General features: G+C 57.2%; 9 protein-coding genes. 1 reads left to right on the top strand and 8 read right to left on the bottom strand.

Translation table 11 applies throughout. The annotated features are described in order from the left end of the window. The first annotated feature begins 482 nt into the window (after positions 1–482). The gene (locus HEQ61_RS02600; protein WP_245183086.1) at positions 483–1,682 is read left to right on the top strand and encodes a M23 family metallopeptidase; all 1,200 of its coding nucleotides are present in this window, start codon (positions 483–485) and stop codon (positions 1,680–1,682) included. Between the two features lie 78 nt (positions 1,683–1,760). Here the strand turns inward: HEQ61_RS02600 and HEQ61_RS02605 are convergent, their stop codons facing one another. The 8 genes from HEQ61_RS02605 to ptsP all read right to left on the bottom strand — a co-directional run bounded on the left by HEQ61_RS02605 (position 1,761) and on the right by ptsP (position 12,487). Then, on the bottom strand, positions 1,761–2,642 hold the full coding sequence (locus HEQ61_RS02605) for a DUF4167 domain-containing protein (protein WP_322099172.1): 882 nt from the start codon (positions 2,640–2,642) through the stop codon (positions 1,761–1,763). Between the two features lie 317 nt (positions 2,643–2,959). After that, a complete protein-coding gene (prmC, locus tag HEQ61_RS02610; RefSeq protein ID WP_168019561.1) occupies positions 2,960–3,820 on the bottom strand; it encodes a peptide chain release factor N(5)-glutamine methyltransferase in 861 nt (286 codons plus the stop codon). Positions 3,821–3,823: 3 nt separating this feature from the next. Then, on the bottom strand, positions 3,824–4,876 hold the full coding sequence (gene prfA, locus HEQ61_RS02615) for a peptide chain release factor 1 (protein WP_167805573.1): 1,053 nt from the start codon (positions 4,874–4,876) through the stop codon (positions 3,824–3,826). 7 nt (positions 4,877–4,883) lie between these two features. Next, positions 4,884–6,149 (bottom strand): glutamyl-tRNA reductase, encoded by a 1,266-nt coding sequence (gene hemA, locus HEQ61_RS02620; protein ID WP_168019801.1) that lies wholly within the window; start codon positions 6,147–6,149, stop codon positions 4,884–4,886. 10 nt (positions 6,150–6,159) lie between these two features. Next, a complete protein-coding gene (hisS, locus tag HEQ61_RS02625) occupies positions 6,160–7,413 on the bottom strand; it encodes a histidine--tRNA ligase (protein WP_168019563.1) in 1,254 nt (417 codons plus the stop codon). 63 nt (positions 7,414–7,476) lie between these two features. Continuing rightward, positions 7,477–8,607: a flavodoxin-dependent (E)-4-hydroxy-3-methylbut-2-enyl-diphosphate synthase gene (gene ispG / locus HEQ61_RS02630; protein ID WP_168019565.1), complete on the bottom strand. Its 1,131-nt coding sequence runs from the start codon at positions 8,605–8,607 to the stop codon at positions 7,477–7,479. A gap of 96 nt (positions 8,608–8,703) precedes the next feature. Then, positions 8,704–10,044, bottom strand: coding sequence for a RodZ domain-containing protein (locus HEQ61_RS02635; RefSeq protein WP_245183103.1), 1,341 nt, complete (start codon positions 10,042–10,044; stop codon positions 8,704–8,706). 181 nt (positions 10,045–10,225) lie between these two features. Continuing rightward, on the bottom strand, positions 10,226–12,487 hold the full coding sequence (gene ptsP / locus HEQ61_RS02640; protein WP_168019569.1) for a phosphoenolpyruvate--protein phosphotransferase: 2,262 nt from the start codon (positions 12,485–12,487) through the stop codon (positions 10,226–10,228). Between the last annotated feature and the right edge of the window lie 28 nt (positions 12,488–12,515).

Raw genomic sequence — 12,515 nt, forward strand, 5'->3', positions numbered from 1 at the left:
CTTCACTCTGTAAAACAGCACCAGACACCAACAAAACCAGAAAAACCAGTCCCTCAGCGTCGGGACGCACCTTCTAAGCCCCAATCCAAAAATCGTCAACACAATTCCTTAAACAAAACAAAAAAAAATCAAGGGCTACACAAAACACCTGGACGTTAATAGAGCGTGACTGCAATCATATATCGTCAACCTTCGTGGTTGTCTCTCGGTATCAGTGTCGGTAGTATCAGCGCTTACGCGCGTCAGGCTGTGTTTGTGTTTGAATAAGGATCATCAGAGTGCGGCACGGAAAACCGGTTATCTTTGCGACAGTTGGAATGCTTTTTGGCGCTGCCGCTGTACTGGTTGTCTCTCATCTTGTCACGCCCGCACCACAACATCTTGTCACGCCCGCACCACAACATCTGCCTTCCCAACGTAAAAAATCATCAATCACTGCCGACGCTCAGGTACCAATTGTCGCTGGGCCTCGTAGCTTTTCCATGGCATCACCACCGCCTTCTTCCGGCGACGACACTGTAACCTCAAAAGCACAAAGCGCAGCACATCCCTCTCCTGCTACACCTCGCATGCATACGGTCAAAATAGAACAGGGCGATACCCTGATGGGCGCCCTGATATCAGCTGGTGTAGAGCGACAGGATGCGCATTCAGCTATCGAAGCTTTGCGCAGCATCTATGATCCACGCTCTCTGCGTGTTGGTGATGAAATAACGCTTACATTTGATGAACCTGAAAACCAATCGTTCCAAGGCTTTTCCCTTGAGCCCAGCCCTGCCTTCAAAGTGCAATCTTCCCGTAGTGACGATGGCAGCTTCTCATCGTCATCGATCAAGACCCCACTCAATGACGAGATGGTCCGGATCGAAGGCGACATTGGAACAAGCCTGTTTGCCGCGGCAGGCGAGGCCGGCGTGCCCGTTGATATCATACAGAACCTGATCAACATTTTTTCTTATGATGTTGACTTTCAGCGGGACATACAGAAAGGAGATCGGTTTGCTCTGCTCATCCGACGCAAGGTAACCCCACGGGGTGAGGCGGTAGGCGATGCCGTTCTGCTTTATGCGGCCATGACACTCTCAGGGCGTACGACAGCCCTGTGGCGCCATGAAAGCAAGGACGGACGGATCGATTATTTCAACAGCAAGGGCGAGAGTGTTCGGAAGGCACTGCTGAGAACTCCGATCAACGGAGCCAAACTGACATCGGGTTTTGGTACCCGCGTGCACCCTGTTCTTGGGTATTCCCGTATGCACAAGGGCGTTGACTTCGCGGCGCCCCGCGGTACCCCCATTTATGCCGCCGGTGATGGTGTCATTGAAATTGCGGGCTTCAAGGGAAGCTATGGCAATTACGTTCGTTTGCGCCATAACAACGAGTACGCTACCGCATATGCCCACATGTCTGCGATCGGCAAAGGTATAGCAACGGGCAAGCGCGTCCGGCAGGGGGATGTTATTGGCTACGTAGGATCAACAGGCCGCTCGACAGGTCCTCACCTGCACTACGAGATCATGAAGAGAGGCAAACAGGTTAACCCGCTTGGCGTCAAGTTCCCGACGGGCAATGTCCTGGCAGGCGCTGAGCTGAGGCGTTTTCAGGGACAGCGGGCTACAATGGAGAAGGTATACGCAGAGCTTCCTGTCGGTATGAACAGGAAGCTTGCACGCGCACACTGATGCTTCCATGCCCGATAAAAAAAGCCCCCTGCAAGAGGGGGCTTTTTTTATAGATCGGGAAAGAATAGAGACCGACCATCAAGCCTCAGCCTGTTCTGTCGATACAGAATCAACAGCAACACGGGCCACGGCACGACGACGACGCGGCTTTCTGACGTCTGTTGTTGATATATCTGAAACAGCCGTATCAACGTCACTGACACCGGAAACCGATGTTTCCTGATGAATAGCAGGAGCAGGCGCTGGCGCAACAACTGCAGGACCAGCCTGATCAACCTCACCTGGAATAACAACAAAAGGCTGGGCTTCACTGCCAGGAACCGGAGCAGAGAAAACCTCCCTCTCACGGACAGGATGCTCATCATTACGCCGGTTTCTTGTGTCACCACGTCGATCGGAACGGGGGCGGAAATCAGCATCTCGCGGACGTCGCGGACGCGACTGTCCCTCATTGCCAAATTCAGAAGATGCCTCTTCCAAGGCAACACCGGGATCAGTAACAGATCCCGTACTACCTGCAAGACCAACGGCTTCAACCGTTGCTTCCTGCAAATCTTCACCGTCCTCGTAAAACTCGTCCGGGCCTTCCAGGGCTTGCCCCTGATCGAGCCTCATAACCGAGCGCTGCGGATTGTTCTGATTGATGGCGAGAATAATGCGGAGATAGTGCTCTGCGTGCTGAAGATAGTTTTCGCACAGCAGGCGATCACCCAAAGCAGCCGCATCACGGGCCAATGCCTGATACTTCTCAACAACCTGATGCGCATTTCCACGCACACGAACACCGGGTCCGTTGCTGTCATACACTTGGTTGCGCGATGGCCCCCTTCCCTTGTACATCTGGGACTGGGGCTGGTTATTGCGGCCGCGCATGCGGCCCTTGCCGTTCGAGCCTGGCTTCATGACTCCATCAACATCAAGAATTCGACCTCCCGTTCGGGGAGCGTCCCGTTTATTCACGAATCCCGCAATGGCACAACAGGAACCAATAACCGGAAAACAACCGGCACACGCCATGCAGGATAATGATTTTCGCGTGGTACTCGCCCGGGGCGTCCGTAAGGACACGTACGCAACGACAACCAGTCTGAAAAAATTCGGATCTCCGGATCTTTCTGTATTTTGATTGACTTCACGATACACGCCACGTTCGACGTGTTTACCCCCGACGCCTCAGCGCCTTGCATCACCTCTAACCCTAAGCGGGTCTGCTCTCTCTTCCAAGCTCTTTTTTACAGTTATCCTTTCTTTTTTTTCACAAACCGCCCTTCACGGGATCAGGAACCCCCTGAAACAGAAGCCAAGCAACGCTCCACTCCCCCCAAATCACTGTACCGTGTCGGTACAGAAAAACCATGGGACGTGAACAGAACCGCAACGGCATCAGCCTGCCCGATCCCGACCTCCACAGCCAAAAGACTACCGGGAGAGAGCAAACGGGCAGCATCAGGGATCAAAGCCCGATAACACCCCAGCCCATCATCATCTGCACCCACCAAGGCAAGAGCGGGGTCATACAGGCGCACCTCCGGCTCAAGAGCGGCTATATCCGATAGCGGAATATAAGGCGGGTTGGACACAATAACATCAAACGTCCCGGCAAGGCTCTGCGCCCAGGAACCCACGATAAAGGACGCCCTGTCACCAACGCCATTGGCATGCGCATTACAAAACGCCATCGCCGCCGCTGCGGGAGCAAGATCAACACCAACCCCATACGCATGGGGCAGTTCATGCAACAGGGCAACAAGGATAGCCCCGCTCCCGGTTCCCAGATCCAGAATGCGTAAAGGAGCATCCGGATCGGGGATGTTGCGCAGAACAGCTTCAACAAGTGTTTCCGTATCGGGTCGCGGGTCGAGCGTTGCCGCGTTCAGGGCCAGCTCCAGCGTCCAGAAACCACGATGCCCCAGAATTCGTGCCACAGGCTCCCGCGCTTCACGACGCAGGACGAACGTTTCAAGCACCTCTTGTTCCGCGATAGATACAAGGCGATCAAGATACAGCGACAAGGACCGCGCGGATAATCCGGTCACAGCCGCTATCAGTTGACGCGCGTCAAAGCGCGGATTGTCCACCCCCGCTACATCCAGACGGCTGGTTACCGTTTGCAGAACCTGACCTAACGGCTCTTCCATGCCTCAATCCAGCTCGGCCAGGCGCGCAGCCTGGTCATCGGCCATCAGGGCGTCAATAAACTCGTCCAGACCATCTCCCTGCATCAGGCGGTCGATGGTGTAGGTTGTCATGTTGATCCGGTGATCCGTCACCCTGCCCTGTGGGAAGTTATAAGTCCGGATGCGCTCCGACCGATCACCCGATCCCACCTGGGACCGACGGTCTGCGGCCCGTTCAGCCTCGGCACGGCGGCGCTGGCTGTCGTACAGGCGAGCCCTCAACATCATCATGGCCTTTGCACGGTTCTTGATCTGACTGCGCTCTTCCTGACAGGCAACCACCACACCGGTCGGGATATGGGTAATCCGTACCGCAGAATCAGTGGTGTTTACATGCTGGCCGCCGGCACCCTGGGACCGATAGGTATCGATACGAAGGTCCTTGTCCTCAACCTGAACATCCACCTCCAACGCCTCGGGTAGAACTGCAACCGTTGCCGCAGACGTGTGAATCCGCCCCGACGATTCTGTTTCCGGTACGCGCTGTACACGGTGCACACCGGATTCATACTTCAGACGACCAAAGACATTGCGTCCGCTGATACGGGCAACCGCCTCGCGGTACCCGCCCAGACCTGTTTCGTTGGCATCCAGTATTTCAAATGACCACCCATGCATGGCGGCATAACGGTCATACATACGGAACAGGGTCGCTGCAAACAGGGCGGCCTCTTCTCCGCCCGTCCCGGCACGGACTTCCAGAACGGCGTTACGGCTGTCGGCTTCATCACCGGGCAGAAGGGCAATGCGCACCGCCTGCTCAAGATCCGGCAAGAGACGCTTCAAGCGGTGGTATTCCTCCTCGGCCAGATCCTTCATCTCGGGGTCTGACAGCAAGCTCTCGGCATCCTGGAAAGCCGAACGAACATCACGAAAGGCACGAACCTTCTCAACGACAGGATCCAGCTCCGAAAGCTCCTTGGACAGGCGAGCAACATCGGCACCGGGCTGTTGCAACAGAGCAGAAATTTCATCATGGCGGGCCAGAACCCGCCCCAGCTTCTCATCAAGACTCACGTGTGTATCAGTCCTTGTTTTCCAGAACAAACAAACGCCGCAATACGCGCTCTGCCCACCGATAATCCTCTGCGCTGTCCGGCCTTCCGGCCATGGAGCGGAGGGTCTCGGACGGATCATGCAGCAAGCGGCCGATCAACAAACGGGTTGCCTTTGATGCATCATCCCCGGCTTCGTGAAGGGCGCGAAGACGCTCGGCCTCAAACTTCTGATGCAAGGCCGCAATAACGGGAACCGCATCACGCTCTGCATGGCAACGAAAGAACGAAGCCACCTCGGCCGAAACCAGGGACCAAGCGGCACGGGCTTCATTTTCCCGCAGGCTCCGCCCCTCCTCTGCCACATGCTCCAGATCCTGCATGTCATAGAGGAAGGCATTTGGCATACGCCCGACAGCGGCTTCTATGTCACCGGGAACACCCAGATCAAGTAGAAGAACAGGCTTCTGCCGGCGCATCCGCAGTGACATGGCCACCATATCTGCTGTCACCGACCACGTTCGCGCACCAACCGAGGCAATCACAATATCGGCATTCACCAAAACCGTTGCAATCGCTTCGAAAGGCAGGACATGGCCATTCAGGCGGGCCGCCAGACGCTCTGCAAGAGATGGTCGACGGGCACTTGCCATAATCGCGCTGACGCCGGCCTCCTGAAAGGCATCGGCCATCATGTCACCCAGATCAACACCGCCAATGACCAGCAAACTCCGCGATCGCAGGTCACCGAAAAGATCACGGGCCACCTGCAAGGCGGATGCTGTCAGGGATACGGGATGCCGGGCGATACCTGTTTCCTGACGCACACGCTTTGCCGTAGCATACGCGGCCTGCAAGCAGGATTCCAGAGCCGACCCTGTCATCCCCTGTTCGCGGGATAAACGATGGGCCGCCTTCAGCTGCCCAAGAACATGCGGTTCCCCGATCACCATGCTGTCCAGGGAAGAAGCAACAGCAAACAAATGCTGCACAGCCTCTTTCCCGTGCCGGACATACCCTTGCTCCCGTATCTCTTCCACACTCTGACCGGCATGCCCGGCCAGGAATGCCATCACAGCCATACACAGCGCAGACGGATCGGAACCGACAGCAATCACTTCCACACGGTCACAGGTGGACAACAGGACAGCCTGTCCGATCCCCGATGCTTTCAGCGCATGCAGGGCAGCAGGAATATCCTGGTCCTCGAAAACCAGGGCATCCCGCAGGGCAAGCGTGCCGGAACGGTGGTTCACCCCGACAATACACAGAAGATCTGCCGCCCGCCCGACCATCACACGCCCATCACCCGTGACAGGAGCGGAAACGCGCCAACGCCTCCTCCAGGCTGGCCAGAGGCACCAGTTCCTGCTCACCCGTATCAAGGTCCCGTACGGTTACGCCACCCTGCGCCTGCTCATCCTCTCCCAGCAAAAGGGCTGCACAGGCATGAACCGCATTGGCCCGTTTCATCCTTTTTTTCATGGCGCCCGAAAAAGCCATATCGACCGCAAACCCAGCATAACGCAAACGCGACACCAGCTGATCAGCGCCCACTTCCAGCGCCGGGCTGGCCGGTATCACAGCCAGTGGGCGCAAACGGGGTGGCACATCGGCCATCATCATCGCCAGACGCTCGACACCGGCAGCCCAGCCAATACCCGGAACATGCGGCCCACCCATGGTTTCAATCAGGCCATCATAACGACCGCCGGCCAGAACCGTTCCCTGGGCACCCAGATCATCGGTCACAAACTCAAACGCTGTGTGACAATAGTAATCCAGACCACGAACCAGTTTCTGATTGACGGTAAAGGCAATACCATGCCGGGAAAGACCATCCTGAACAGCGTCAAAGAAGTGCTGCGACGCCGCATTCAGGTAGTCCACCATGCCCGGCGCATCTACAATCAACGCACGGTCTTTTTCATCCTTGGAGTCCAGAATCCGCAGCGGGTTTTTCTCCAGACGGATCTTGCTTTCTTCAGACAGATCATCGCGGTAACGTGAAAGCCAAGACCGCAACGCATCCCTGTACGCCATCCGGCTTTCTGTATCGCCAAGCGTATTGATCTCAAGCCGGACCCGGTCTTTCAATCCGTAAAGGTCAAGAATGTGGGCTGCAAGGGAGAGAACTTCCACATCTGCACGGGGGCTGTCAACCCCCAGAAGTTCGACGCCAAGCTGGTGGAACTGGCGCTGACGCCCCTTTTGCGGGCGCTCGTAGCGAAACATCGGCCCGGCGTAGAAGGCACGAAAAGGAACCTGCTGCACCAACCCGTTGGACAGAAAAGCCCGGCAGACACCCGCTGTGCCTTCGGGGCGCAGGCAAAGGCGATCGCCCGATCGCTCAAACGCATACATTTCCTTGGACACGATATCCGATGTCTCACCGATGGTGCGGCTAAAAACTTCGGTAAATTCGAAAATCGGGGTCATAACCTCGTCAAAGCCGTACAGGGCACTGACAGAACGGGCCTGCTCGATAACAGCCCTGTGGCGGCGTACGTCATCGGCCATAAGGTCGCGCGTACCGCGAACAGGCTGAAGGGAAGCCATAATACTTTTCTCCCGGAACTCAAAAAAACGTGAAAACAGAAGGTACTGACGTTAACAAAAAGGCTACCCTGTAACCATGCTTTCCTGACCACCATCGGCTTTCTCGGCTTCTATGGCCGCAGCGCGCTTTTCCACCATCTCGACCAAGTGGTCAATCATACGATCCGGATCAATCTTGTGATCCTGTCGCCCTGCCACATACACCATGTGATTGCCCTTGCCGCCCGTCAGGCCGATATCGGTTTCACGCGCCTCCCCCGGTCCGTTGACAACACAGCCGATGATCGAAAGGCTGACAGGCGTGTTGATGTGGGCCAAACGCTGTTCCAGAATCTCGACCGTCCGGATCACATCAAACCCCTGCCGCGCGCACGAAGGACACGAGACAATGCGGACACCGCGGTGACGCAGGTCAAGCGCCTTGAGAATATCGAAACCAACACGAACCTCTTCCTCGACCGGGGCCGACAGGGATACGCGAATTGTGTCACCGATCCCGCTCCACAGCAGCATACCAAGACCGATCGAGCTTTTGACGGTACCTGTGCGCAATGCCCCGGCTTCGGTAATACCCAAGTGCAGCGGATAATCACAGGCATCAGCCAGCTCCTGATACGCTGCAACCGCCAGAAAGACATCCGATGCCTTCACACTGATCTTGGTTTCAAAGAAATCATTATCCTCCAGAATACGAAGATGCCGCAGGGCGCTTTCAACCATAGCCCCGGGGCAAGGCTCCCCGTAACGCTCCAGAAGGTCACGCTCCAACGATCCAGCATTAACGCCAATGCGGATCGAACACCCATGATCCTTTGCAGCCTTCACAACCTCGCGCACACGGTCATCCGACCCGATATTGCCGGGATTGATGCGCAAACACGCAGCCCCGGCCTCCGCCGCCTCAATAGCCCTGCGATAGTGGAAATGAATATCAGCAACCAAGGGCACCGGAGAACCGCGCACAATATGACGAAGGGCGGCCGTGGACTCCTCATCCGGACACGAGACCCGCACAATATCGGCGCCCGCCGCTGCGGCACGGTGAATCTGGTCCAGCGTGGCCTGCACATCGGTGGTCAGTGTATTGGTCATGGTCTGGACCGATATGGGGGCATCACCCCCCACCGCCACCGGCCCGACAAAAATCTTGCGGGATTTCCTGCGCATGATCTGGCGGTATTCCCGGACACTCATAATCCTGCAACCTCCGGACAAAGGGATCCGGGCCGGTTATAAACCAGCCTCCACCAGAACGGAACGGGGGTTTGCGCCCAGCTGACCCGGTAAATGCTAACCCGCAGGATTTTCAGCCGTTCTCAGGGCATCCGGGTCCAGGGGGATGTTACGGCGAACCTCCCCGGCCTTGCCCAACAAGGGCATCACAGCCCCATCAACCTCTACCCTCAGGCCGCCGGCATTACCGGTCATTAGCTCCAGGTTCTTGCGATTCGGCACTTCCAGCTCCTCCCCACGCCGCATCAGGCGACTGAGAACCAAACCTTGGGGAGAACGCACCTGCACCCACGAATCCTGAGTAGCACGCAGGACAATACGACGTGGAGTACCCGCGCCATTCCCGGGAACACGCAGTGGCACTGCACTGACTTCTGTCTGTGATGGTGCCGCTGCCGACCCACGACGCTCAACCGGCGCTGCCTGAGGATCTCGACGAACGGATGGCGGGGTCGGGCGCGAAAGCGGCATAGGGGGAACCGGCTGAGCCTTCTGCTCCACAGAGACAGAGGGGGCAGCAGGCACAACAGGATCGACGGTCGGAAGCGGCACCGCGGCATCCGCAGCACGCCCGGAAGAGTCCGGTGCCAATGACTCGCCGGCACGGGCAGACGCAGCATCTCCTCCCGCAGGATCAGCCGCACCAACAGAACCGACGGCGGAACCCGGCACAGGCTTCCCGGCCTCCTCACCCGGCACATTGTCAGGACTAATCTTGGCATCCAACGGCTCAGGCTCAGATGATCTTCTTTCTTCCGCATCAAGAATACCGGATGGCACAGGATCAGATGACAGAGGCAAAACCGAATGGTCAGCATCCTGCGCTGGCGCCATACGGACCGAACCTTCATCAGCATCAACATGCCCTGGCATCTCTGGCTCTCTGAGGACAGGCTCATCCCCTGTATCAACAACAGGCACAGTCCCCCCATTGATCAGGGACATGAAACGATCCGGCACTTCCTGCACAAGGACAGCCAAGGACGTATCTGTGGAATCAACCAGACGCCAGCCACCATAGACCAGACCGACCATAACCACCGCAGCAACAAGGAGATTGCGGGATGGCATGCCACCGTCCGTGGCCGGTCCTGGAAACTCCAGATGCGAACGACCGGGGACCATCGCACTTTCCTCGCGGAAACGGCGCACAACCTCCGCGCTGTCAAGCCCAAGAAAGCCAGCATACGCACGCACGAATCCCACAGCGTAGGTTGGTCCGGGCAACTCGTTGTAGCGACCTTCCTCGATCGCCACCAGAAAAGCACTGCGTATGCGCAGACGATCCGACACGTCGGAAACATTCTGCCGGGATTCTTCGCGCGCCTCACGCAACAGCCGCCCCACTTCACCAACACGGGACAGCACGGTATCAGGGGATTTGAGAACATCAATCATCACGGCGGTCCACAATCCTTGTACTCTTCTTCACGGCAAGCACTCCGGAAACCAGATCCGTGAATACTCCAGTTATCGGGCGACGGCACCGGCTCTGCTACACGCTATCAAAAAATCAGCATGGTCTGCAACCACTGCCCCACACAATGAAGAAAAACCCCGCACACAAAACACACAACACTCAGGAAAGAGAAATCCCATGATCGCGGGCATAACCACGTAAACGTTCGCGCAAGGAACGGTATCCCAAATTCAGAAGATCATCCAGATAGCCCGCAAGATCACCCAAATTTGCATCCCGGAGAGCAGCTTTGACAGGGCCAACACCCGAAGCCGACATGGACAATGTCCGAACACCAAGCGCAGCCAGCACAACAGCTTCCAACGGTCGCCCGGCCATTTCCCCACACACTGAACAGGCAACACCGGCATCGGCACAAGCCTGGACAACCTGCCTCACCACCTTCAGGAACGGTGGTGAGAGAACGTCATAGCGATCAGCCACACTGGGATTGCCACGGTCCGTTGCAAACAGGAACTGCGACAGGTCATTGGTTCCAATCGACAAGAAGTCAACATGATCCAGCAAAGCGGGTAGCTCCCAAAGCAGAGAGGGAACCTCCAGCATTGTTCCAACGCGAACAGCAGACGGCACAAAACCCGCAGCACCCTGGCGGGACAGCTCCATGTCCAGCAGCTGGCGGGCCTGACAGAATTCCTCAACCGTCGAAATCATCGGGAACATAATACACAACACACGGCCGTGTGCTGCCTGGACAAGGGCCTGAAGCTGCTCAAGAAAGATCGCCGGCCGATCCATGGAAATGCGTACCGAGCGCCACCCGAGAGCCGGATTCTCCTCACGCGTGCTGTGCCAATACGGCAACACCTTGTCAGACCCGACATCAAGAGTACGGAACACAACCGGACGCTCTGGTCCGGCATAATCCAGTATCCGGCTGTACAGCGCACGCTGTGCAGCGACATCCGGCAGAGCCGGGCGGGACATGAATGGCAACTCCGTGCGGTAAAGACCAATGCCGCTGGCCCCTGTTTCATCCAGGTGAGGCAAATCCAGAAGAAGCCCGGCATTAAGCATGAGATTGACCGTTACACCGTCACGACTGACAGCCGGTACGGTTCGCAGCTGCGCCCATGCCTGTAACTTGTGTTGTCGCAGACACAGCGATTCCTCGAACTGCTGGCAGATATCTTCCGATGGGCGGATAAACACCTGCCCATGTTCACCATCCACAATGACGGAGTCACCGGACTCCACCATCGAGAACACTGAATCAACCCGTCCCACAACCGGGATTCCCAGTGCACGGGCCACAATGACCGCATGCATAGTACGTGATCCTTCTTCCATCACAAGACCACACAGGCGGGAACGGTCATAATCCAGAAGCTCGGTCGGGCCCAGGTTGCGGCAAACCAGCACTGCATCCTCAGGCAATTCATCCTGAATATCTTCACCGGCCAGATGACGCAGCAAGCGGTTGGCCAGATCTTCCAGGTCATGCAACCGCTCACGCAGGTACGGATCAGAAACCTGGTGCATACGCATGCGCGTATCGTCATGAACCCGCATAACCGCAGCCTCGGCCGTCAGGCCAGATCGCACCGCATCCGAAATCCGGCCAATCCAGCCCTTGTCCTGGGCAAACATGCGATAGGCCCGCAGGATGTCCAGGGAATCCCCGCTAACACCGTCGAATCCCATCATGGTGTCAACCTCGGCCCGCAGGGTCTGCAGGGCTTCATGAAGACGATGAAGCTCACACTCCGGATCCTCGGCAACAACATCATTGACGCTGCGCCGGGGTTCATGCAGCACCACGGTCCCAATCCCGATACCCGGGGCCAGGGTCAGGCCATCAAGGCGCAGCGGCAGCAGACCGATGCCATCAGCAGGCATCAGTTCATCGCGGCTGACAAGGTCCGACGAGCCAATCAGCTCGGCCAGAACCATGGTGACCGTTTCCAGGGTCTCGATCTCCAGATCAGAGAACACCCGGGTATCCCTGTTCTGCACAACCAGAACACCGATAACCCGCGACCCACGTATAATCGGGACACCGACAAAGGAATGAAAAAGGTCTTCGCCTGTTTCCGGACGATAGACAAACGACGGATGCTGCCAGGCGTCGGCAAGGGACAGGGACCGCCCATGGGCGGCAACGTCCCCCACCAACCCTTCCGCCACCCGCAGACGTGTCTGGTGAACGGCAGACTGGTTCAGCCCCTCGGTAGCAAACAGCTCCAGGACCTCGCCGGCACGCATGACATAAATGGAACAGACTTCAGCCTGAAGGGAATCAGCAATGACCATGGCCACGCCGTCCAGGCGGCTCTGCGCATCACCATCGCCAGCCAGAACGTCGCGCAAACGGGACAGCAGACGCCGGGCAACGTCTGCATCCACCTCGATTTTGCTCATCCCTGCTCCCCCTTACCGGTTTACACCC

This window comes from Haematospirillum sp. H4485, from assembly GCF_012102745.1.
Lineage (GTDB): Bacteria > Pseudomonadota > Alphaproteobacteria > Rhodospirillales > Rhodospirillaceae > Haematospirillum.